The 23,208-nt window shown below is 60.7% G+C and carries 21 protein-coding genes; 16 read left to right on the top strand and 5 right to left on the bottom strand.

Features of this window, described 5'->3' with window-relative positions; all coding sequences use genetic code 11:
* From arnC to fetB, 8 genes are read left to right on the top strand one after another with little or no spacing between them, the layout of a single operon-like run.
* Nucleotides 1-981: an undecaprenyl-phosphate 4-deoxy-4-formamido-L-arabinose transferase gene (gene arnC, locus GKQ23_RS17845; RefSeq protein ID WP_056240129.1), complete on the top strand. Its 981-nt coding sequence runs from the start codon at nucleotides 1-3 to the stop codon at nucleotides 979-981.
* Nucleotides 978-2,960 (top strand): bifunctional UDP-4-amino-4-deoxy-L-arabinose formyltransferase/UDP-glucuronic acid oxidase ArnA, encoded by a 1,983-nt coding sequence (arnA, locus tag GKQ23_RS17840; RefSeq protein WP_212409041.1) that lies wholly within the window; start codon nucleotides 978-980, stop codon nucleotides 2,958-2,960. The genes arnC and arnA overlap by 4 nt, the downstream gene beginning before the upstream one ends.
* Nucleotides 2,957-3,868: a 4-deoxy-4-formamido-L-arabinose-phosphoundecaprenol deformylase gene (arnD, locus tag GKQ23_RS17835; RefSeq protein ID WP_212409040.1), complete on the top strand. Its 912-nt coding sequence runs from the start codon at nucleotides 2,957-2,959 to the stop codon at nucleotides 3,866-3,868. The genes arnA and arnD overlap by 4 nt, the downstream gene beginning before the upstream one ends.
* Nucleotides 3,869-5,527 (top strand): lipid IV(A) 4-amino-4-deoxy-L-arabinosyltransferase, encoded by a 1,659-nt coding sequence (arnT, locus tag GKQ23_RS17830; RefSeq protein WP_212409039.1) that lies wholly within the window; start codon nucleotides 3,869-3,871, stop codon nucleotides 5,525-5,527.
* Nucleotides 5,524-5,856, top strand: coding sequence for a 4-amino-4-deoxy-L-arabinose-phosphoundecaprenol flippase subunit ArnE (gene arnE / locus GKQ23_RS17825; RefSeq protein WP_056240116.1), 333 nt, complete (start codon nucleotides 5,524-5,526; stop codon nucleotides 5,854-5,856). The genes arnT and arnE overlap by 4 nt, the downstream gene beginning before the upstream one ends.
* Entirely contained in the window at nucleotides 5,856-6,239 is a 384-nt protein-coding gene (arnF, locus tag GKQ23_RS17820) for a 4-amino-4-deoxy-L-arabinose-phosphoundecaprenol flippase subunit ArnF (RefSeq protein ID WP_212409038.1), read from the top strand. The genes arnE and arnF overlap by 1 nt, the downstream gene beginning before the upstream one ends.
* Nucleotides 6,240-6,285: 46 nt before the next feature.
* Nucleotides 6,286-6,945 (top strand): ATP-binding cassette domain-containing protein, encoded by a 660-nt coding sequence (locus tag GKQ23_RS17815; RefSeq protein WP_056240111.1) that lies wholly within the window; start codon nucleotides 6,286-6,288, stop codon nucleotides 6,943-6,945.
* Nucleotides 6,946-6,995: 50 nt separating this feature from the next.
* Nucleotides 6,996-7,754 carry an iron export ABC transporter permease subunit FetB gene (fetB, locus tag GKQ23_RS17810; protein WP_212409037.1) on the top strand — a complete coding sequence of 253 codons (759 nt, stop codon included), beginning with the start codon at nucleotides 6,996-6,998 and terminating at the stop codon, nucleotides 7,752-7,754.
* A 27-nt stretch (nucleotides 7,755-7,781) separates the two neighbouring features.
* On the opposite strand, the gene GKQ23_RS17805 is transcribed toward fetB, so the two are convergent.
* The 4 genes from GKQ23_RS17805 to GKQ23_RS17790 form a co-directional block, all read right to left on the bottom strand.
* On the bottom strand, nucleotides 7,782-9,125 hold the full coding sequence (locus tag GKQ23_RS17805) for a carbohydrate porin (protein WP_212409036.1): 1,344 nt from the start codon (nucleotides 9,123-9,125) through the stop codon (nucleotides 7,782-7,784).
* A gap of 307 nt (nucleotides 9,126-9,432) precedes the next feature.
* The gene (locus tag GKQ23_RS17800; RefSeq protein WP_056240104.1) at nucleotides 9,433-9,687 is read right to left on the bottom strand and encodes a hypothetical protein; all 255 of its coding nucleotides are present in this window, start codon (nucleotides 9,685-9,687) and stop codon (nucleotides 9,433-9,435) included.
* A gap of 232 nt (nucleotides 9,688-9,919) precedes the next feature.
* Nucleotides 9,920-10,927 (bottom strand): cytochrome d ubiquinol oxidase subunit II, encoded by a 1,008-nt coding sequence (gene cydB, locus GKQ23_RS17795; protein ID WP_101506511.1) that lies wholly within the window; start codon nucleotides 10,925-10,927, stop codon nucleotides 9,920-9,922.
* Between the two features lies 1 nt (nucleotide 10,928).
* On the bottom strand, nucleotides 10,929-12,353 hold the full coding sequence (locus GKQ23_RS17790) for a cytochrome ubiquinol oxidase subunit I (RefSeq protein ID WP_056240095.1): 1,425 nt from the start codon (nucleotides 12,351-12,353) through the stop codon (nucleotides 10,929-10,931).
* A gap of 773 nt (nucleotides 12,354-13,126) precedes the next feature.
* On the opposite strand from GKQ23_RS17790, the gene GKQ23_RS17785 reads away from it, so the two are divergent.
* Nucleotides 13,127-13,753, top strand: coding sequence for a LysE family translocator (locus GKQ23_RS17785; RefSeq protein WP_212409035.1), 627 nt, complete (start codon nucleotides 13,127-13,129; stop codon nucleotides 13,751-13,753).
* Nucleotides 13,754-14,031: 278 nt separating this feature from the next.
* Nucleotides 14,032-15,123, top strand: coding sequence for a hypothetical protein (locus GKQ23_RS17780; RefSeq protein ID WP_212409034.1), 1,092 nt, complete (start codon nucleotides 14,032-14,034; stop codon nucleotides 15,121-15,123).
* Between the two features lie 214 nt (nucleotides 15,124-15,337).
* Here GKQ23_RS17780 and ygbI read toward each other — a convergent pair whose 3' ends face one another.
* Complete coding sequence (gene ygbI / locus GKQ23_RS17775) at nucleotides 15,338-16,099, bottom strand: DNA-binding transcriptional repressor YgbI (protein WP_056240086.1); 762 nt, start codon at nucleotides 16,097-16,099, stop codon at nucleotides 15,338-15,340.
* A 265-nt stretch (nucleotides 16,100-16,364) separates the two neighbouring features.
* On the opposite strand from ygbI, the gene ltnD reads away from it, so the two are divergent.
* The 6 genes from ltnD (at nucleotide 16,365) to GKQ23_RS17745 (ending at nucleotide 23,201) form a co-directional block, all read left to right on the top strand.
* Nucleotides 16,365-17,279, top strand: coding sequence for an L-threonate dehydrogenase (gene ltnD / locus GKQ23_RS17770; protein WP_101506512.1), 915 nt, complete (start codon nucleotides 16,365-16,367; stop codon nucleotides 17,277-17,279).
* A complete protein-coding gene (gene otnK / locus GKQ23_RS17765; protein ID WP_305827329.1) occupies nucleotides 17,279-18,541 on the top strand; it encodes a 3-oxo-tetronate kinase in 1,263 nt (420 codons plus the stop codon). Before ltnD ends, otnK begins: the two co-directional genes overlap by 1 nt.
* A complete protein-coding gene (locus GKQ23_RS17760; RefSeq protein WP_056240074.1) occupies nucleotides 18,538-19,161 on the top strand; it encodes an aldolase in 624 nt (207 codons plus the stop codon). The genes otnK and GKQ23_RS17760 overlap by 4 nt, the downstream gene beginning before the upstream one ends.
* 7 nt (nucleotides 19,162-19,168) lie before the next feature.
* Nucleotides 19,169-19,951 (top strand): HPr family phosphocarrier protein, encoded by a 783-nt coding sequence (locus tag GKQ23_RS17755; RefSeq protein WP_212409032.1) that lies wholly within the window; start codon nucleotides 19,169-19,171, stop codon nucleotides 19,949-19,951.
* A 149-nt stretch (nucleotides 19,952-20,100) separates the two neighbouring features.
* Complete coding sequence (locus GKQ23_RS17750; RefSeq protein ID WP_056240069.1) at nucleotides 20,101-21,456, top strand: GntP family transporter; 1,356 nt, start codon at nucleotides 20,101-20,103, stop codon at nucleotides 21,454-21,456.
* Nucleotides 21,457-21,821: 365 nt separating this feature from the next.
* Entirely contained in the window at nucleotides 21,822-23,201 is a 1,380-nt protein-coding gene (locus GKQ23_RS17745; RefSeq protein WP_101506515.1) for an aspartate aminotransferase family protein, read from the top strand.
* The last annotated feature ends 7 nt before the right edge of the window (nucleotides 23,202-23,208 follow it).

Genomic DNA, 23,208 nt, shown 5'->3' with positions numbered 1-23,208 from the left:
ATGTTTGAACAAGCCATTACTAAAGTATCGGTAGTGATCCCGGTCTGGAACGAGCAGGAGAGCCTGCCGGAGCTGATCCGCCGTACCGACGCCGCCTGCGCCACCCTGGCGCTTGATTATGAGATCCTGCTGGTGGATGACGGCAGCAGCGACCGTTCGGCGGAGATGATGGTCGCCGCGGCTGAAGCGCCAGGCAGCCACGTGGTGGCGGTGCTGCTTAATCGTAACTACGGCCAGCACTCGGCGATTATGGCCGGCTTCAGCCACGTCAGCGGCGACCTGGTGATCACCCTCGACGCCGATCTGCAGAACCCGCCGGAGGAGATCCCCCGGCTGGTTGCCGCCGCGCAGGAGGGATATGACGTGGTCGGCACCGTGCGGCAGAACCGCCAGGACAGCGGGTTCCGCCGGCATGCGTCGAAGCTGATCAACCATCTGATCCAGCGCACCACCGGCAAGGCGATGGGCGACTACGGCTGCATGCTGCGCGCCTACCGTCGCCATATCGTCGACGCCATGCTGCACTGCCACGAACGCAGCACCTTTATTCCGATCCTCGCCAACACCTTTGCCCGCCGGGCGATTGAGATCCCGGTGCTGCACGCCGAACGCGAGTTTGGTGATTCGAAATACAGCCTGATGCGGCTGATTAACCTGATGTATGACCTGATCACCTGCCTGACCACCACGCCGCTGCGCCTGCTGAGCGTGTTCGGCAGCGTGATTGCGCTGTGCGGCTTTGTGCTGTCGCTGGTGCTGATCCTGATGCGGCTGTTTCTCGGGCCCGAGTGGTCGGCGGAAGGGGTATTTATGCTGTTTGCCGTGCTGTTTATCTTTGTCGGCGCGCAGTTTATCGGCATGGGCCTGCTCGGCGAATATATCGGCCGCATCTATAACGACGTGCGTGCGCGTCCCCGCTACTTTATTCAGCGCGTGGTCAGCCGTGACGACGCATCTTCCTCTCAGGATAAATCATTATGAAAGCTGTGGTCTTTGCCTACCATGATATTGGCTGCGCCGGCGTGCGTGCGCTGAACGACGCGGGTTTCACCATCGAGGCGATCTTTACCCACGCCGACCAGCCCGGTGAGAATCACTTTTTTGCCTCGGTGGCGCGCACCGCGTCCCGCATGGGTATTCCGGTCTATGCCCCCGATGACGTTAACCACCCGCTGTGGATTGACCGCATTCAGGGCATGCAGCCGGAGGTGATCTTCTCGTTCCACTACCGCGATATGCTCGGTGAGGCGCTGCTGGCCTGCGCCCCGCAGGGGGCCTTCAACCTGCACGCCTCGCTGCTGCCGAAGTACCGCGGCCGCGCGCCGCTTAACTGGGTGCTGGTCAACGGCGAGCAGGAGACCGGGGTCACGCTGCACCGCATGGTGCAGCGGGCCGATGCCGGGGCGATCGTCGCCCAGCGGCAGGTGGCGATTGCGCCGGAAGATGATGCGCTCAGCCTGCACCACAAGGTGTGTCAGGCGGCGGAGCAGCTGCTGACCGACGCGCTGCCGGGCATTCTCCGCGGTGATTATCCGCAGCGCGAACAGGACGAGCGCGAGGCAACGGTGGTTGGCCGCCGCACGCCGGAAGACGGCCGCCTTGACTGGCAGTGGCCGGCCACCCGCAACCACAATCTGGTGCGGGCGGTCAGCGATCCCTGGCCTGGGGCGTTCAGCTGGGTGGGCAGCAGCAAATTTATCGTCTGGCAGTCGAAGGTGCGCAGCGACCTGCCGGCGGCGAAGCCGGGCACCGTTCTCTCGGTGAACCCGCTGACCATCGCCTGCGGCGAGGGGGCGCTGGAAGTGGTCACCGGCCAGAGCGAGAGCGGCATCTATATGCAGGGCAGCCAGCTGGCGCAGACCCTCGGCCTGGTGGCCGGCGCGCTGCTGCACAATCAGCCGGTGTCGGTGATTAAACGCCGCACCCGCGTGCTGATCCTCGGCGTTAACGGCTTTATCGGTAACCATCTGACCGAGCGCCTGCTGGCCGACGATAACTTCGAAATCTTCGGCCTGGATATCGGCTCCGACGCTATCAGCCGCTTTGTCGGCCACCCGCGCTTCCACTTTGTTGAGGGTGATATCAGCATCCACTCCGAGTGGATCGAGTATCACATTAAGAAGTGCGACGTGGTGCTGCCGCTGGTGGCGATTGCCACGCCGATCGAGTACACCCGTAACCCGCTGCGGGTGTTTGAGCTCGATTTTGAAGAGAACCTGAAAATCATCCGCGACTGCGTGAAGTACAAAAAGCGCATTATCTTCCCGTCCACCTCAGAGGTGTACGGCATGTGTACCGACGACACCTTCGATGAGGATCGCTCCAGTCTGGTGGTCGGGCCGATCAACAAGCAGCGCTGGATCTATTCGGTGTCGAAACAGCTGCTGGACCGGGTGATCTGGGCCTACGGTGAGAAAGAGGGGCTGCGCTTTACGCTGTTCCGGCCGTTTAACTGGATGGGGCCGCGGCTGGATAACCTCAACGCCGCGCGCATCGGCAGCTCACGCGCCATCACCCAGCTGATCCTTAACCTGGTTGAAGGCTCACCGATCAAGCTGATCGACGGCGGCCGGCAGAAGCGCTGCTTTACCGATATCCGTGACGGCATCGAGGCGCTGTTCCTGATTATCGAGAATAAGCAGGGCAACTGCGACGGCCAGATTATCAATATCGGCAACCCGGAGAACGAAGCCAGTATTGCCGAGCTGGCGGAGCAGCTGCTGGCCAGCTTTGAGCGTCATCCGCTGCGCGGGCAGTTCCCGCCGTTTGCCGGGTTCCGCGAGGTGGAGAGCAGCAGCTATTACGGCAAGGGTTATCAGGACGTGGAACACCGCAAGCCGTCGATCCGTAACGCGAAGCGCCTGCTCGGCTGGCAGCCGACGGTGGAGATGGGGCTGACCATTGACGCCACGCTCGACTTCTTCCTGCGCACCGTCGAGCCGGGAGTGACGGAGGAATGATCGACGTCGGTCTGCGTATTGACGTGGATACCTGGCGCGGCACCCGCGACGGCGTGCCGCGCCTGCTGACGATACTGGCACAGCAGCAGGTGCGGGCGACGTTCTTCTTCAGCGTCGGGCCGGACAATATGGGCCGCCACCTGTGGCGGCTGCTGAAGCCACGCTTTCTGTGGAAGATGCTGCGATCGAACGCCGCCTCGCTGTACGGCTGGGATATTCTGCTGGCCGGCACCGCCTGGCCTGGCCGGCGCATCGGTGCCGGCCAGGCGCGGGTGATTCGTGCGGCGGCGGAAGCGCATGAGATCGGGCTGCACGCCTGGGATCACTTCGCCTGGCAAACCTGGGCGGGCGTCTGGCCTGCGGCGACGCTGACGCAGCAGATCCAGCGCGGGCTGGACGAACTGGTCGCGATCACCGGCCAGCCGGTCAGCTGCTCGGCGGTCGCGGGCTGGCGGGCCGACGGGCGGGTGGTGGTGGCGAAGCAGCCGTTTCACTTTGCCTACAACAGCGACTGCCGGGGGACGCGGCCGTTTCGCCCCAGACTGCCCGACGGCAGCCTGGGCACGGTGCAGATCCCGGTGACGTTGCCGACCTGGGATGAGGCGATCGGCAGCCGGGTCAGCCGTGAAGGCTACAATGCGTATATTCTCGACCGCATCGTCAGCCAGCATGAAAAGGAAAACCAGGTGCCGGTCTATACCATTCATGCCGAAGCGGAAGGCGGCGTGCTGAGCGAGCTGTTTGCTGAACTGCTGGTGATGGCGCGCCAGCGCGGCATCCGTTTCTGCCCGCTGGGCGAGCTGCTGCCGCAGGATCTGACGCAGCTGCCGCTCGGGGAAATTATTCGGGGTAGCCTCCCCGGTCGGGAAGGCTGGCTGGGATGCCAACGGTTATCAGGGTCAGAGTGAATGAAAATAACCCGTTATGCGCTGACGCTGCCGGTACTCTACGCGCTCTATTATCTGATCCCGTTAGAGTTTCGCGCCCTGTGGCAGCCGGATGAGGTGCGTTACGCGGAGATCAGCCGCGAAATGCTGCTCAGTGGCAACTGGATTGTGCCGCACTTCCTCGACCTGCGCTATTTTGAGAAGCCGGTAGCCGGTTACTGGATCAATAACCTGAGCCAGTGGCTGCTGGGCGGCAATAACTTCTCGGTGCGCTTCGGTTCGGTGTTCTCCATTACCCTCAGCGCGCTGCTGGTGTACTGGCTGGCGCTGCGCCTGTGGCGGCAGCGGGCGACCGCGCTGCTGGCCGCGGTGATGTTCCTCACCTGCCTGCTGGTGTACGCCATCGGCACCTATGCGGTGCTCGACCCGATGATCACCCTGTGGCTGGTGGCGGCGATGTGCAGCTTCTGGCTGGCGGCCGAGGCGGACAAGCGCTGGCACAGGGCCGGTGGCTGGCTGCTGCTGGGGCTGGCCTGCGGCATGGGCTTTATGACCAAGGGCTTTCTGGCGCTGGCGGTGCCGGTGGTGGCGATTGTGCCGTGGATGATCGCTCAGCGGCGCTTCAGGGAGCTGCTGCTGTATGGCCCGCTGGCGCTGCTCTCATGCGCGCTGATTTCGGCCCCTTGGGCGCTGAGCATCGCGCGGCAGGAGCCTGATTTCTGGCACTATTTCTTCTGGGTGGAGCATATTCAGCGCTTTGCCGAGCAGGATGCCCAGCACAAAGCGCCGTTCTGGTACTACATCCCGGTGCTGATCGCCGGCACGGTGCCGTGGCTGGGGCTGCTGCCGGGGGCGCTGCGGCGCGGCTGGAACGGGCCGGAGAGCGCGAAGAGCCGCTATCTGCTGAGCTGGGTGGTGATGCCGCTGCTGTTTTTCAGCATCGCCAAAGGCAAGCTGCCGACCTATATTCTGCCCTGTTTTGCGCCGCTGGCGCTGTTGCTGGCGCACCATGCGCGTCACCTTGCGCTGAACGGCGGCCGCGGGCTGAAGGCCAACGCGGTGATAAATATCGCTTTTGGCACCCTGCTGGCGCTGGTTGTGCTGCTGGTGCTGGCCCCCTGGGGCTGGGCGCATCATCCGGTCTACGATCGCGACGAGGGAGGCAAGGTGTTGCTGGCCGCCAGCGCATTTCTGTTCTGGGCGCTGATCGGCGTGGTGACGCTGGTATCCGGCGCCTGCCGCTGGCGGCTGGCGGCGCTGTGCCCGCTCGGGCTGGCGCTGGTGCTCGGCGCGGTGCTGCCGGATAAGGTGATTAACTCCAAGCAGCCGCAGTCGTTCCTGACCGCGATTGGCCCGGACCTGCCGGACAGCCGCTGGCTGCTGGCGAATAATACCGGCATGGCTTCGGCGCTGGCATGGCAGCTTAAACGCAGCGACGTGCGGCTGCTCGGCGAGCCGGGTGAACTGAGCTACGGCGTTAGCTATGCCGACGGTGCCGACCGGCGCGTGACCAACCAGAAGTTTGCCGACTGGCTGAGCGTGCACCGCCGCCAGGGCAGCGTGTCGCTGGTGATGAAGCTGGCGGATGAGCAGCGCCCGGATGACCCGACGCTGCCGCCGCCCGATCGGGTTTACCAGCAGGGCCGCATGCTCTGGTACCTGTATGAACAGCGCCCATGACGCTGCTGCTGATCGTACTGACCAGCCTGCTCAGCTGCGCCGGACAGCTGTGCCAGAAGCAGGCGATGAGCAAGCCCGCCACGCCAGCCTCCGGCCACCTGCTGCGCTGGCTGGCCGCCAGCGTGCTGCTGTTGGGGCTGGCGATGCTGGTATGGCTGCGGGTATTACAGACCACACCGATCGGCGTGGCTTATCCGATGATGAGCCTGAACTTTATCCTAGTGGCGATTGCCGCCCGCTGGCTGTGGCATGAACCGGTCAGCCTGCGTCACGGGCTGGGGATCGCGCTGATCGTTGCCGGCGTGGCATTGATAGGGAGCTACACCTGATGGGCTGGCTGTTGGCTTTTTCCAGCGTGTTGCTGGTCAGCGCAGCGCAGCTGCTGCTGAAGTGGGCGATGGTGCAGCTGCCCGCCGTCGGCCAGCTGCTGCCGTTTTTAAGCCTGCTGCGCCATTTTTCCCCGCCGGTGCTGGCGCTGCTGGCCGGGCTGCTGGCCTACGCGCTGTCGATGCTGTGCTGGCTGCTGGCTCTACGACGGCTGCCGCTGGGCCGCGCCTATCCGCTGCTTAGCCTGAGCTATGTGCTGGTGTGGGCCGCCGCGCTGTGGCTGCCGGGGTTGAACGAGCGCTTTTACTGGGGTTCGCTGGCGGGGGTGGCGCTGATCGTCGCCGGGCTGTTGCTGATCGGCTGGCCGCAGAAAAAGTCGCGCTGAGGGTGTTATCATCTGCTCCTCTGCCTTTACCCACCGGATATCGCCTTTGAACGCATTCCCCCTGCTGCAGGTTAGCGGCATTACCTTTAGCCGCGGGCCTCAACGCCTGCTGGCACCGATCACCTTCACCCTGCAGCGCGGCGAATTTGTCTGGCTGACCGGGCCGTCCGGTGCCGGCAAAACCACGCTGCTGAAAATCCTCGCCAGCCTGCTGGAACCCACGGCGGGTGAAGTCCGTTATAACGGCCAGCCGCAGACGGCGCTGTCGCCGGAGGTGTGGCGCCAGCGCGTCTCCTACGTGTTCCAGACGCCGCAGCTGTTCGGCACCAGCGTGTATGACAATCTGGCGCTGCCTTATCAGATCCGTCAGCAGCCGGTGCCGCGTGCACGTCTGGCAGAGACGCTGGCGTGGCTGAATCTGCCCGCCGACCTGCTGGATAAAGCGGTGGATACGCTCTCCGGCGGTGAGAAGCAGCGGGTGGCGCTGTTGCGTAATCTGCAGTTTCCGCCAGAGGTGCTGCTGCTGGATGAGGTGACCAGCGCGCTGGATGAGGAGAACAAGCACCGGGTGCGCCAGCTGATTGCGCAGCAGGCGGCGGCGGGCGTGGCGGTGCTGTGGATCAGCCATGACCGGGAAGAGCTGAACGGCGGCCAGCGGGTGCTGACCCTCACGGCGGCGGGGGAGGAACAGCATGAATCAGCATAACATCAGCAGTGGGTCTCTGATGCTGGCGGCGGCGGCGAGGGAGGAACAGCATGAATCAGCATAATATCAGCAATGAATCCCTGCTGCTGGCGCTCGGGCTGGTGCTGATCGCACTTGTGGTAAGCCGTAAAGAGCGGCTGGGGCTGGAGAAGGATATCGTCTGGAGCGTGGCGCGGGCGATCGTGCAGCTGACGCTGATCGGCTACGTGCTGAAGTTTATCTTCGACCTGAACAACAACGTGCTGACGGTGCTGATGGTGCTGTTTATCTGCGTCAATGCGGCGCTGAATGCGAAAAAGCGCAGCAAAGCGATCGATCGCGGCTTCCTGATTTCGTTTATCGCCATCACCACCGGCACCACGCTGACGCTGACGATTCTGGTCAGCAGCGGTGCCATCGCGTTTTTGCCGATGCAGGTAATCCCAGTCTGCGGCATGATCGCCGGTAACGCGATGGTGGCGGTGGGGTTGTGCTTTACCAGTCTCAATCAGCGCTTTCACGACAACCGGCAGCAGGTGGAGGAGATGCTCAGCCTCGGTGCCAGCGCCAGACTGGCCAGCGGCAGCATCGTGCGCGGCAGCATCCGTGCGGCGATGATCCCCAGTATTGATGCGGCAAAGACCGTCGGGCTGGTCAGCCTGCCGGGGATGATGTCCGGGCTGATCTTTGCCGGTATCGATCCGGTGAAGGCGATCAGGTATCAGATGATGGTCACCTTTATGCTGATCGGTACCGCCAGCCTGGCGACTATTATCGCCGCTTACCTCGCCGCGCGGCGTTTTTACACCGCGCGGGTACAGCTGAAGTAAGCCGGCCGGCAGGGTGCCGGTCGGTGATCAGAAGTTGACGTTGGCGCTGATGCCGCCGATAAACGCGTCTTTTACACCGCTGACCGCGCCAGGTGAGGCGACATACTGCAGGCTGGGGCGCAGATTGAGCCAGCGGGTGGCTGCCACGTTGTAGTAGAGCTCGTAGTTCCACTCTGCGCCGTGCTGGATCGGCAGATAGCGCGGGTCGTCGTAGCGGCTGACGCCGTGAAAATCGTTGGCGGCACGCTGCATGCGGCCGTAGTCGCTGTTAACGTGGATGCGCGCGATGCCGAAACCGATCTCATCCCCAACGCGGCTGGCGAACGGCCCCTTCCATACCAGCTGAAATGCCTGATAGTTGTCGGTTTTTGAGGTTTTATCGTCGTTAAGTACCGTCTGTAATGCCAGCACCAGCCCGCGTGCCACGTCGCCGTCGGTGGCCGTCACCTGCTGTTGCAGCAGCAGATACCCGCCGTACGCGTGATCCTGGCGGCCATATTCTCCCCGGTTATAGCTGGAGTAGCGTGGCCCGTTGACCGAGGAGAAATAGCCGCCAATGCGGTAATTGCCCGGTAGTTTTTGATCGCCCAGCAGCGGCTTCCAGCCGAATTCCACCGGCAGCAGATTGCCGAGGGTAGGGCTGCCGTCGAGGTAGAAACCGTTGCCGCGATCGTAGTTATTGCGGTTCTGATTGTAAAAACCGACCTGGAAGAAGAGATCCTGCGGCAGGTTAAGTTTAATACGCCCACCCCACTGGGAAACCGGCCAGTTAAACCAGCGGTCGCCGCGCCAGTTACCGGCCTGGCCGCCGCCAAAGGCCAGGTTTTCGAACTTGCTGTCGAGGGTATCGAAGTCCTCGCCGACGGTGACGCGCCCCGCCTTGACCTCAACCTGATGATTAAAAAACCCTTTGTTCAACCAGAACTGGGTCAGCCGCCAGGTCTGGCCACGGCCCCACACCTCTTCCACCGAGGAGAGCCCGCCGCTGCGCGGATCGTTTATGTACGGCGTCAGGTCCTGCCCGTTACGGCTGGTAAGGGTGAGCTGAAACTGCGCGTCGTCGACGTTCAGCAGTTTTTCCAGATCGAGAGTGGTGCCAAACGCCCACTGGTCGGTGTAGCGCATGCTGGTGGCGCTGTGATAGCCGCCGGCAAGGTTAGCCGCGGACTCCATGGTGTAGTTGAGCTGGAAATCTGCTCCCCGATCTTTCAGCCGGCTGCGATAACCGTCCCAGTCGCCGAACAGGTAGTCGGAGTCCACCGCCAGCGGCGCCATCTCCGCGTGCACCGTCGCCGACAACAGGAACAACGCGCTGCCGCAGAGCAGCATTCCGGAGGTTGACTGCCGTTTGCCGTCTATTTTTCTGTTCATTTCTGATTTCCTTTTAGCGTTATTACCCATCGTCTGACGTGAATATTCAGCGTAATGATGGGCGTAACTTTTTATGTGTGCTGAAGTAGCCTCTGCCTGCTGCTCATAAAAAACAGCGGAGCTATGTCAGCACGGCAGGAAATTAAACCGATTATGGCTTTGTGCCAGATTTGAAAAGAAGAGGTAATAAACGGTATGTAAATAGCGGAAGCTGTTAAGAGTTGTATCAATCTTGTCTGTGCAGGTTAATTATTATCAGGCATAAAAAAACGCCCCGCAGGGCGTTAGTTATCAGAACCGGGTAACGTTAACGGCGACCCAGAATTTTTGCGGCCAGGAAACCCACGCCAGCAGCAATTGCCAGTGAAACCAGCGGTGAGTCTTTAGTCTTACTTTTCACGCAGTCAAGCGCGTCGTCGATGGCATAAGAGGCGCGTGCGGCCTGCTGGCGCGCTTTGCCCTTGAATTCATGCTCAGGGGAGTCGAAGGCTTTGCCCAGTTCTTCCTGACCTTTGCCGATCGCTTCTTCTGCTTTATCGTTCGCTTTATCAAACAGACTCATACTTTCTCCTTAGATGGCATGATTTCCTCAATCAGAACCTAAAGCGTAGACCATCTGCGCCGCAACGGGGCGTGACCGCGTCGAAAAAAGGTTTTTACAGATAATTCTGTAACCGGCGGCGGTAATTAACGCCGGGCGTCAGGTTCGCTCAGTAAGCCGATAAAAAAAGGGCGCAGAGTGCGCCCTTTAACAGGTTCAGGAGCTCAGGCCGGTTAGCCTTATCGCCTGAAAATCAGTGATAACCTTCGTCCGGCTTAATTTTTCCGCGGAACACGTAGTAGCTCCAGAAGGTGTAACCGAGGATCACCGGAATAATCAGCAGGCCACCGACCAGCATAAAGCCCTGGCTCTGCGGCGGCGAGGCCGCCTGCCAGATGGTGATCGACGGCGGAATGATATTCGGCCAGATGCTGATGCCCAGACCGGTAAAGCCGAGGAACACCAGCGCCAGCGTCAGCAGAAACGGCGTGTAGTGCGCGTGGCGTTTCAGCGCACGCAGCAGGCCCCAGGCCACCACCAGCACCAGCACCGGCACCGGCAGGAACCAGAACAGGTTAGGCAGCGTGAACCAGCGCGCCATAATGTCGGCGTGGGCCAGCGGCGTCCAGATGCTGACGATGGCAATCACCAGCAGCAACGCCAGCAGCAGCGGTTTGGTCAGCGCGGTCATTTTGCGGTGCAGGTCATTTTCGGTTTTCATGATCAGCCAGGTGCTGCCGAGCAGCGCATAAGCCAGCACCAGACCGACGCCGCAGAACAGCGAGAACGGCGTCAGCCACGCCATATACGGGCCGCTGTAGGTGCGGTTGGTCACTTCAAAACCGTTGATCACCGCGCCCAGCACCACGCCCTGGCTGAAGGTGGCGATTACCGAACCCCAGATAAAGGCTTTATCCCAGAACGGGCGGTGCTCTTCGGTGGCCTTAAAGCGGAACTCAAAGGCCACGCCGCGGAAAATCAGCCCGATCAGCATAATGGTCAGCGGTGCGGCCAGCGCGGTGGTAATCACCGCATAGGCCAGCGGAAACGCGCCGAACAGCGCAGCGCCACCGAGGATCAGCCAGGTCTCGTTGCCATCCCACACCGGCGCGACGGTGTTCACCATCATGTCGCGCTCGGTCGGGTCTTTGATAAACGGGAACAGAATGCCGATCCCCAGGTCAAACCCGTCCATGATGATGTACATCAGGGTCGAGAAGATGATGATGGTAAACCAGATAATAGAGAGATCGATGCCCATCTTATTTTCCCTCATCCGACGGGGTTAATTTTTCCTTCACGGCCGACAGCGGGCGTGCAGGCGTGTGCGTGGTACCGGGACCGCCTTCGCCATGGTCGTCGCCTTCACCGGTCTGCGGGCCTTTCTTAATCAGGTTCGCAAGATAGGTGTAACCGACGCCGAACACCGAGATATAGACCACGAAGAACACTGCCAGGCTGATGGCCATCTGCAGCGTGCTGTGCAGCGAAACCGCGTCGCGGGTGCGCAGCAGGCCGTAGATCACCCACGGCTGACGGCCGATTTCGGTGGTGATCCAGCCGGCGACCAGCGCAATCAGGCCGGAAGGCCCCATCAGCAGCACAAACCACAGGAACGGACGCGAAGTGTAGAGGCGCTTTTTATGACGCATCCACAGGCTGACCACGCCGGTGAGGATCATCAGCATGCCGAGGCCGACCATAATGCGGAACGACCAGAACACCACCGGTGAGTACGGGCGGTCCTCTTTCGGGAAGCTTTTCAGCGCCGGCACCTGTTTGTCGAGGCTGTGGGTGAGGATCAGGCTGCCGAGGTACGGGATCTCCAGCGCGTATTTGGTGCGCTCTTCCTGCATATCCGGCAGGCCAAACAGGATCAGCGGCGTCGCTTCACCCGGCGGGTTCTCCCAGTGCCCTTCGATCGCGGCAATTTTCGCCGGCTGGTGTTCAAGGGTGTTCAGGCCGTGGGCATCGCCGATCATCGCCTGAATCGGCGAGACGATCAGCGCCATCCACAGCGCCATCGACAGCATTTTGCGGATTGCCGGGGTGTCGTTGTGACGCAGCAGGTGCCAGGCGGCCGAGGCGCCGACGAAGAAGGCGGTGACCAGGAACGCGGCAACGGACATGTGCAACAGGCGGTACGGGAACGACGGGTTAAAGATAATCGCCAGCCAGTCCGCCGGCACCACGATGCCGTTTTCCAGCGCATAGCCCTGCGGCGTCTGCATCCAGCTGTTAGAAGCGAGGATCCAGAAGGTGGAGATGATAGTGCCGAGGGCGACCATGCAGGTGGCGAAGAAGTGCATGCCACGACTGACGCGGTTCCAGCCAAACAGCATCACGCCAAGGAAGCCCGCTTCGAGGAAGAATGCGGTCAGCACCTCATAGGTCAACAGCGGGCCGGTGATACTGCCGGCAAACTGCGAGAATCCGGCCCAGTTGGTACCGAACTGATAGGCCATCACCAGGCCGGATACCACGCCCATACCAAAGTTCACGGCGAAGATTTTCGACCAGAAATGGTAGAGGTCGCGGTACACGTCATTTTTGGTTTTCAGCCACAGGCCTTCGAGCACGGCCAGGAAGCTGGCCAGACCGATGGTGATGGCCGGGAAGAGAATGTGGAAGGCTACGGTGAAACCAAACTGTATCCTTGCCAGATGGAACGCATCTAATCCGAACATTGCTTACCTCGAGCGAACATAAAAGAGCTGCCTTTTATTTTTTTACCCACTATTAACAGATAGACCACATTTGCGGCCGTGGCCGATCGGTTAAGCGCAGGCTTTCAGCGAAAATTCGATCCTAAGATCAAACCAGATGAAGAAGAAGCAACAGTAATATTGATCTGGCATATAACAGTAGCGATTAATTTGAGCTTTTGTTTCGTCGGCAGGTTAAATCGACGGTGGGAAATGTTAAACCAGGCTAGTGAAATGATACTCGCATGTAAAATCCATGTAACGCCATGTCCGAAAAGAACTTTTTATGCGTCGGTGGTCAGGTCTCCTGCCGGATTAGGCTAACACTACCGGCCCGTTCAGGATGCCAGGCAACCTGTTTTTATATAGCAAAATTAAGCGTGAAGGTCTGCTTTAATAAACGTAAAGATATAATAACCTTGCAAAATATGACGTTTTTATAGGTATTTGTGAAGGTTATGTTATCTGCAGGAAAAAATAGCCCTTAAGCGAGTGCCGCATACATTCCAGACCCCTGATGTATGTCACGTGACAGGGGATGATGAGGTGATGCGCCAAAAAGATGTTAAAGATGTAAGCGTCTGCAGCAGGCTTTTTGAAATATTTAGTTACACTATTTGTTCGGATATCATCCTGTTAGCTGTCTGAAATCAAAAGCTGAACCAACGTTGCGTGCTGTAGCGGCCGGAAATCTGCCTGTGCTATAACAGCCCTTTATGAAAAAACGTTACGGGTTATGACCCAAAGGAGAGAGTATGGAAACCCTGTTAGCGCTTGTGCCCGTCTGGGGCGCTTACCTGCTGGGTACCGCCAGCCCGGGGCCGAGCAATATGGCAATTATGGCTACCGCAATGAGCCAGGGGCGCAGGTCGGCGCTGCTGCTGGCAGCCGGCGTGATCAGTGGCTCTCTCTGCTGGGCGCTGCTGGTCGCCACCGGTCTCTCCACGCTGCTGCTGGCCTGGGCGGAAGCGGTCACCCTGATCAAGGTGGTGGGTGGCCTCTATCTGCTGTGGCTGGCCGTGAAGGCCGCGCGCAGCGCAGCCAGGAGCGACTCGCCAGCCCTGCAGCAGGACGCGAGGGTATCTGTTTCAGGAGCGGCGCTCTATCGCCGTGGTTTGATGATGCACCTGAGTAACCCGAAAGCCATTATGGTGTGGATGGCGATTATGTCGCTGGGCCTGCAGCCGGGGGCGGCTACCTCTGTGCTGCCGGCGATCGTCGGCGGCTGTGCCCTGCTGGGTGTGGCGGTATTCAGCGGCTATGCGTTGCTGTTTTCTACGCCAGTGATGGTACGGGGCTACCGCAGATGCCGCCGTGGTATTGAAGGGATACTGGCGCTGTGCTTTACCGCTGCCGGGCTGAAGCTGCTGTTCTCGCGTTGAGCAGGCTTAAACCCCGATCCTCCCTGTTCCACCTGCAGCTTGCGGGATAATTAATCGGGCATGTTGCCAGGTCGCCCGAAGCAATCGTATACTATTACCTTGATTCTTATTGATTTTTTGACTAAAGCCAAATTTTTATAAACAGCATCCGCGGTGTTTCAGCCGGGAGTGATGCTTTACCGTTACGCGTTCTGCGGCGGTATTTTCCTTATTTATTAGCAGGTTTCCCCTGCTTATTTTCTATGGTTACGGGCGATATTCTTGGGGTGAGCAGCAGTATGGAAAGTGAACAGAGCGAAGTCAGGACCCTGCCGTTGCTGGATATGTCGGCGATCCCGCAGGAGATTATGCAGCTTGGCAAGCGGCTGGCGGACACCAAATACCAGATTGACCTGCTGGGCAAGGCCGGCTGGGGGGATCTGACCGCCAATCTGCACGGCCTTGAGGCCAGCGGTGAGTGGCACGGCCCGGACGATGCACTGACCTTTTTCAGCAAGATTTTTCCGTTTGCCATCCTGCCTTCCGAAACGGAACCCGTCGGCGTTTTTCAGGTGCCGACTGAGCAGGTCATCGGCCGCAGCTGGCGCTGGTGGCCGGAGCATCTCAACGGCAACAGCGAGAAGAAGCTGCATGAGCACCTGAACGGGCCTTACGCGGCCGACAGCACCTCCTACTATTTCATCTCTGCGCTGGCCGTGTTGCTGGCCGTACAGGGGCAGAGCCGGGTCACCTACTGCCGCCAGCGGCATATTCCGTTGATTGCGGCCAGAGTCACCTATCTGGCCTACCCACCGGCTGACCGTCTGAAGCTCTATCACGTCAGTAAAGGCAAAACGCGGCAGAGCTGGGTGGTGCTGCAGGATCGTTATCTGCAGGCGGTGCAGTGGCCGCGCATTACGCTGCCGGCGCTGGCTACCTACGGCGTACACGGCGGCAGTTGGCCGGCGCATTTCCCGCCGATTGACCAGGTGTTTGAAGAGCTGCACGATCCGCAACCCGCTGAGGACTTTGTTGCCCCCTGCGTCGATCTGCAGACCTTAATGCAGCGGGTGGTTGAGGAACAGCAGCAGCAGCAGCTGGCGGCTAAACCGGTAAAAATGGCGCTGAGCGACATGGATATCGCCAACCTCTGGCCGATCAGTATGACGCTGATGTTCTTCTTCCTGGTATCGCTGGTGGCCGCGGGGGTCAGTGCCGGACAGGGCTGGCTCGGTGCCGTCAGTATGCTGATCTGCGGCATGTCAGGCAGCGTGCTGCTGTTTCTCGCCGCACCCATTTTTCAGGCCAGCCAGCGCCTGCGCAGCCAGCGGCGGCAGGTGAGCGAACAGCCGGAAGAGACGGAAGCCGAACCGACGCCGCCGGTTTCCTGAGGGTAAAAAAAAGCCCACGCACGAGTGGGCAAGTGTTAACTATTAGCGACTTTGCGGTCGGTGATTCCGCTAAATGATTGCATAATTTCCGTATAAATAATAAGTGGTTATATCGATCGATAGCGTTAAATTGATCGCCTGAACCGATTTTGCCTGGCGCCACGCGGTGTGAGCGCGATCGCCGTTTCGCTGCACCACTGGCCTGGTGTGCCGGCTACACGGCAAGGATCACATCCAGATCGCGCTGCGCCAGTTCCTGACGTGCCGGACCCGGTAACTGCGGGTCGGTGATGATGCAGTCGAAAGAGGTCACCGGCAGTGCGAGGAAGGAGGCGATCTTATTGTATTTGGAACTGTCCGCCAGCAGCACCCGTTTGCCGCTGACCTCACAGGCGGCCCGTTTAACCGCGATTTTCTCTTCGTCCGGGGTGAAAATACCGCGCTGGCTCCAGCATGATGCCGAGATAAAGGCGATATCCACCGACAGCCCGCGCAGCGTCTGCGCTGCCGCATCACCCGCGCAGGAGCGGTTTTCCCGATACAGGGTGCCGCCGGTGTGGATCATCCGGCACTGGCTGTTGTCGATAATAAAATTAGCGATGACGAAGTCATTGGTCACGATCAGCAGGTCGTCGCGCGGCTCCAGCTCGCGCGCCAGCGCCAGCGTGGTGGTGCCGGCGTCAAGGTAGATACAGCTGTTGCGTGGAATGTGCCGTGCGGCCATCGCACCAATCGCGCGTTTTTCTTCGCTGAACAGGCTGGTTTTATCAAAATGTGAGGGCTCGCTGGCCAGCCGCTCGGTGGAACGCACGCCGCCGGAGACCAGCAGCACCGCGCCATTCTCTTCCAGTTTCTGCAAATCACGACGGATGGTCATATGCGACACGCCCAGTCGCTCGGTCAGTTCGGCAATGCTCACCACGCCGCGTTGTTCAACCAGCGTTAAGATTTGTTGATGGCGCTCTACCGGGATCATCTCGGTTTCATCTCCTGAGCCTGATGTTTTTATCAATTTATCACATTATGCCGCGCGCAGGCTGTGAAATTGCGAGCGGGTTTTGATTATCTTATTGTAAGTATTGGTTTTTATATTTTTCTCGTCATCCCTGCATTGTTAATTACTGTGAATTAAACGCCTCTGCATGTTAATTATTGTGAGTTGCATCACCAAATCTGCCGTTCCCGACGGTTATACTTCACACAACAAAACAAATCATCACCAAAATTAACATGGAGAACCTATGTCTGACGCAACATCATTATCGGTCTGTGTGGTTGGCCTCGGTTCGATGGGCATGGGGGCGGCGCAGTCCTGTCTGCGCGCCGGGCTGAAAACCTGGGGCGTGGATCTCAATCCGCAGGCGTTGCAGACCCTGCGCGACAGCGGTGCTCAGGCGGCGGAGAGCCGTGCTGACGGTTTTGCCGCTGAGCTGGACGCGGTGCTGCTGCTGGTAGTCAACGCCGCGCAGGTGAATCAGATCCTGTTTGCCGGGGGCGGGCTGGCCGCTCAGCTGAAGCCGGGCTGCGCGGTAATGGTGTCGTCGACCATTTCAGCCGGGGATGCGCAGGCGATCGCGCAGCGGCTGGCAGAGCATCAGCTGATCATGCTGGATGCGCCAGTTTCCGGCGGTGCGGTTAAAGCCGCCAGCGGCGAGATGACGGTAATGGCCTCCGGCAGCGATGAAGCCTTTGCTCGCCTGCAGCCGGTGCTGGACGCGGTGGCCGGCAAGGTGTACCGCATCGGCAGCGAGATCGGCCTGGGTTCCACGGTAAAGATTATTCATCAGTTGCTGGCCGGGGTGCACATTGCCGCCGGTGCCGAAGCGATGGCGCTGGCCGCCCGCGCCGGAATTCCGCTCGACACCATGTACGATGTGGTGACCAACGCGGCGGGCAACTCATGGATGTTTGAAAACCGCATGCGCCACGTGGTGGACGGTGACTACTCGCCTAAATCCGCCGTGGATATTTTCGTGAAGGATCTCGGCCTGGTGGCCGAGACGGCCAAAGCGCTGCGCTTCCCACTGCCGCTGGCCTCGACCGCCTTTAACATGTTCACCTCCGCCAGCAACGCCGGCTATGGTCGTGAGGATGACAGCGCGGTGATTAAGATCTTCAGCGGCATTACGCTGCCGGAAAAGCAGGAGGGCCAGTGATGCGTCTGGGGGTGATTGCCGATGATTTTACCGGCGCGACCGATATCGCCAGTTTTCTGGTGCAGAACGGCATGGCGACCGTGCAGGTGAATGGCATACCGGAGAGGGGTGTCGGCAGCGCAGCGCAGGCAATTGTGGTCAGCCTTAAGTCGCGCTCCTGCGCGGTGGAGACTGCCGTTGCCGACGCGTTGCGGGCGCTGCGCTGGCTGCAGCAGCAGGGCTGCGAGCGTTTCTATTTTAAATACTGCTCCACCTTCGACAGCACCGCACGGGGCAATATCGGCCCGGTGACCGATGCGCTGCTGGCCGAACTGGGCGAGGCGCTGACGGTGATCTCGCCGGCGCTGCCGGTTAACGGCCGCACGGTGTATCAGGGGCACCTGTTTGTGATGGACCAGCTGCTGTCGGACTCCGGCATGCGTCACCACCCGGTGACCCCGATGACCGACAGCAGCCTGCTGCGGCTGATCGAGGCCCAGGCCAGCGGTAAGGCCGGGCTGGTCGCCGCGCAGACCCTCGATCGCGGCGCGGAGGCGGTGCGCGAGGCGCTGACGGCGCTGGCCGGGCAGGGGGTGCGCTATGTGGTGCTGGATGCGCTGAATGAACAGCATCTGCTGACTCAGGGGGAGGCGCTGCGCGAGATGACGCTGGTCACCGGCGGTTCCGGCCTGGCGATTGGCCTTGCCCGTCAGTGGGCCAGCCACGAGCATAACAGCACGGCGGCGCAGGCCGCCGGCGCGCCGGTGGCGGGGAAAACGGTGGCGATCTCCGGCTCCTGCTCGGCGATGACCAACCGTCAGGTGGCGTGCTACCGCCAGCAGGCCGCCGCGCAGGCGATTGACGTGGCCCGCGCTATTACCGGGGGCGACGCTTACGTCATTGAGCTGTGCGACTGGGTGGCCGCGCATCAGCAGGACCCGCTGGCGCCGCTGCTGTATGCCACCGCCGAGCCGGCGCTGTTACAGCGCATTCAGCAGCAGTATGGCGCTGAAGCCAGCAGCGAGGCGGTGGAGCAGCTGTTTGCCCGCGTGGTGCGTGAGCTGCAGCAGCGTGGCTGGCAGCGCTTTATCGTTGCCGGCGGTGAAACGTCCGGCGTGGTGGCACAGACGCTGGGGGTGGAGGCGTTCCATATTGGGCCGACCATCTCCCCCGGGGTGCCGTGGGTGCGTGCCACCGAACGCCCGCTGTCGCTGGCGTTGAAATCCGGTAACTTTGGCGATGAGAACTTCTTTGCCCGCGCACAGACGGAGTTTGTCTCATGACCGAACAGCAGGCACGTGAAGAGATGGTGCGCCTGGGGGCGTCGTTTTTCCAGCGCGGCTACGCTACCGGCTCGGCCGGCAACCTGTCGATGCGCCTGGAAGACGGCACCCTGCTGGCGACGCCGACCGGCTCCTGCCTCGGTGAACTGGTGGCGGATCGGCTGTCACAAGTGACCGCCGACGGCGAGTGGATCGGCGGCGATAAGCCGTCGAAAGAGATTAGCTTCCACCGCGCCATCTATCTGAATAATCCGGCCTGCGGTGCTATTGTACACCTGCACTGCCTGTACCTGACCGCGCTCTCCTGTCTGGAAGGGCTGGATACGCAGAACTGTATTCGCCCCTTTACCCCCTACGTGGTGATGCGGGTGGGTGACGTGCCGGTGGTGCCTTACTACCGTCCGGGAGACCCCCGCCTGGGCGAAGACCTTGCCCGGCTGGCGCCGCACTACAGGGCGTTTTTGCTGGCCAATCATGGCCCGGTGGTGGTCGGTAAAACGCTGCGTGAGGCGGCGGATAACACCGAAGAGCTGGAAGAGACCGCCCGGCTGATCTTTACCCTGGGCGATCGCCCGATTCGCTATCTGTCCGATAGCGAAGTGGCTGAATTACGGAGCTGAACCAACCATGCCAAAGTTTGCCGCCAACCTGTCGACCCTGTTCACCGAACTGCCGTTCCTGGAACGCTTTGACGCCGCCGCCGCCGCCGGATTTCGCGGGGTGGAGTTTCTGTTTCCCTACGACTATCAGCCTGAGCAACTGAAGCAGGCGCTCACCCGCAACCGGCTGGAGCTGGTGCTGTTTAATACCGCGCCTGGCGACAGCGCGGCGGGGGAGTGGGGGCTGGCGGCGATCCCGGGCCGCGAAGCCGACGCCCGACGCGATATCGACCGCGCCCTGGAGTATGCGCTGGCGCTGGAGTGCCGCCAGGTACATCTGATGGCATCGGTGGTGCCGCCTGCTGCCGATCGCCAGCAGTGGTCTGAGACCTTTATCAGCAACGCGCGCTACGCGGCGGAGCGTTTTGCCCCGCAGGGTATCCGCGTGCTGCTGGAGGCGCTTAACCCGATAACCAAACCTGATTACCTCTACGCCAGCCAGTATCAGACGCTGGAGATGGTTAAACGCATCGATCGTCCGGGGGTGTTTACCCAGCTGGACCTGTTCCACGCGCAGCGGGTGGACGGCAACCTCAGCCACCTGATCCGCGAGTATGCCGGCCAGTATCAGCATATTCAGATCGCCTCAGCGCCGGACCGGCACGAGCCGGACGAGGGCGAGCTGAACTATCCGTGGCTGTTCGATCTGCTGGATAGCAGCGGCTATCAGGGCTGGATTGGCTGCGAATACCTCCCGCGCACCACGACCCTTGCCGGACTCGGCTGGCTGGACCCTTACCGCCCGCTGTAATCTGACCTGATTGCCCGTTTTATTGTTCAGCGGCCTGCTCCGGCAGGCCGCTCAGGAATTCTGTTGCCCGTATCCGGCCACCCGCCGGGGAAAATAAAGAGGGTGCCAACGGCACCGCATAAATAATAAGCCCTCAGAAGGTAAAGAAAATGTCTACCGCCCTGTTGTTAACCATCGCCGTGGCCAGCGTGCTGCTGCTGCTGGTGATGGTGATTAAAGCCAAGGTTCATCCGTTTGTTGCTCTGCTGGTGGTCAGCCTGCTGGTCGCCCTCGCTACCGGCATGCCGGTGGATAATATTATGAAGGTGATCGTCGACGGCATGGGGCACCTGCTGGGAGCCATCACCATTATCATCGTGCTCGGGGCGATGCTCGGCGCGATTATCGAGTCGTCCGGGGGCGCGGAGTCGCTGGCCCAGCGCTTTACCCGCTCTCTGGGAGTGAAGCGTACCGTGGCTGCGTTGACTATTGCCGCCTTTATTCTCGGCATTCCGGTATTTTTTGAGGTCGGCTTTATTATCGTCATCCCGCTGATCTACGGCTTCACCAAGGTGGCGCGCGTGTCGCCGCTGAAGTATGGCCTGCCGATGGCCGGCGTGATGCTGACGGTGCACGTGGCGCTGCCAACCCATCCGGGGGCCGCCGCTGCCACCGGCCTGCTGCACAGCGACATCGGCTGGGTGATGCTGCTGGGCATTCTGGTGTCGATTCCGGTCGGCGTGGTCGGCTATTTTGTGGCGAAGGCGATGAACCGCCGTCAGTATCACCTGTCGCTGGACGTGCTGGAGCAGATGCAGCTGGCGAAGCCGGAAAGCGCGACGCCGACCGACGGTCAGCGGCCACCGGGGGCCTGGCTGATCTCCGGGCTGATCGTGGTGCCGATCGTATTGATCGTGCTGGGGACCCTGGCGCATACGGTGCTGCCGGCGGGCAGTGCCCTGCGCCAGCTGCTGTCTCTGGTCGGCACGCCGGCAATTGCCCTGCTGATTGCGCTGGCGCTCTCCGCCTGGCTGCTGGGCCTGCGCCGCGGCTGGAGTAAAGACCGCCTGAGCGAGCTGCTGGAGCGGGCAATCCCGGGATCGGCCGGGGTGATTCTGGTGGCCGGGGCCGGCGGTGCCTTTGGTAAGGTGCTGGTGGAGTCCGGCGTCGGTAAGGCGCTGGCGCTGTCGCTGGAGACCATCAACCTGCCGCTGATCCCCGCCGCCTTTATTCTGTCGCTGGCGCTGCGCGCGTCGCAGGGCTCTGCCACGGTGGCGATCCTGACCACCAGCGGGCTGCTGGCGCAGGCGGTCAGCGGGCAGAGTGAGATCCAGCTGGTGCTGGTGACGCTGTCGGCCTGTTTCGGCGGGCTGGGGTTGTCCCACGTTAACGATGCCGGTTTCTGGGTGGTGACCCGCTACCTCGGGCTGTCGGTGGCGGACGGGCTTAAAACCTGGACGGTGCTGACGACCGCGATGGGCGTTACCGGGTTTGTACTGGTCTGGCTGATCTCCCTGCTGGTGTAGGCGGACGCGCGAAATGAGGATCTTCTTCTATACTTAACTCACTGACCCCAATACCGAAGTGATAAAGGTAACGGGTATTTGACTGACTGAGAGGGCATGGAATGAAAATTATTCTCTGGATTATCGCGATTATCTTTATTGTGGGCTTACTGACCCTGACCGGCGTCTTTAAACTGCTGTTCTGACCCGTTCGCGGGCGGCACGTGGCACTCTGTCCGTCCGCCCGCGGCACCCCCCCTCTGCAGCAAAACACGATACGTGCGCTGACGTTAAACCGCCGTTCAACGCGGCGCTGGCGACGGATGTCATCTCCCTGTGGCTGGATATACTCCCGAGACTTCAATGGTGAAGTGTAAGGAGTGACCATGGACTGTCGTAATGAACGTCTGCTACTGGATGAAGCCCGCTACTGTTCGCATGGTGACACGGTTCACTATGTTAACCCGCCGAAGGTGTTTGACCGCTGCGAAGGCAGCTACCTTTACGATGCCGGGGGTACGCCCTATCTCGATTTACAGATGTGGTACTCGGCGGTAAATTTTGGTTATGCCAACCCCCGTCTGAACAGCGCCCTCAAGCGGCAAATCGATCGCCTGCCGCAGCTGGCCAGCCAGTATCTGCACCCGAGTAAAGTCGAACTGTCGAAAGTGATTGCCCAGGATATGCAGCAAAAATTTGGCCTGCCCGGCCGCGTGCATTTTAACGTTGGCGGCGCGCAGTCAATTGACGACTCGCTGAAGCTGGTGCGCAATTTTTGTCAGGGGAAAAGCCGCATGTTTGCGTTTGAAGGCGGCTACCACGGCCGCACCCTGGGCGCCTCCGCTATCACCTCCAGCTATCGCTACCGCCGTCGTTTTGGCCACTTTGGCGAACGGGCGCAGTTCATCCCTTTTCCCTATCCCTTCCGTCGCCAGAAAGGCATGACCGCAGAAGAGTATGCCGATAAGCTGGTAGCCGATTTTGCCCGTCTGTTTGAAAACGAATATCACGGCGTCTGGGACCCGAAAGCCGGGCAGTCTGAATTTGCCGCGTTTTATATTGAACCGGTGCAGGGGACCGGCGGCTATGTTATACCACCGCGCAATTTTTATCCGGCGCTGAAGAGGGTGCTGGACCGCTATGGCATTTTACTGGTGGTGGATGAGATCCAGATGGGATTCTACCGCACCGGCAAACTGTGGTCGGTTGAGCATTTCGGCATCACCCCTGACGTGCTGGTGTTTGGCAAGGCGCTGACGAACGGGCTTAACCCGCTGGCCGGCATCTGGGCGCGGGAAGAGATGATCAATCCGCAGACCTTCCCGCCGGGCTCCACCCACTCCACCTTTGCCTCTAATCCTCTCGGCACCGCCGTCGGGCTGGAGGTGATGCAGATGCTGGCGGAGAAAGATTACGGGCGGCAGGTGGCAGAAAGCGGCGCTTACTTCCTTGAGGGGCTGCGGTCATTGCAGCTGCAGCACCGGGAGATCGGCGACGTGGATGGACTCGGACTGGCGCTGCGTGCGGAGCTCTGTACCGCTGACGGCATCACCCCTGACCGGGGCCTGCTGGATAAAATGGTCGACATCGGCCTGTCGGGCACGCTGGATGACGCCGGTGAAAAATGCGGCCTGGTGCTGGACGTGGGGGGCTACTACAAAAATGTGATTACCTTTGCGCCATCGCTGGAGATTAGCCGCAGCGACATCGATCGGGCAATCAGGCTGCTTGACCAGCTGCTGGTACGTGCGAAGCGGGAACGCTGAGCCTGTT

The organism is Erwinia sp. E602, from assembly GCF_018141005.1.
Lineage (GTDB): Bacteria > Pseudomonadota > Gammaproteobacteria > Enterobacterales > Enterobacteriaceae > Erwinia.
The sequence above is the reverse complement of the archived record's forward strand: the minus strand, read 5'-3'. Positions and strand labels throughout refer to the sequence as shown.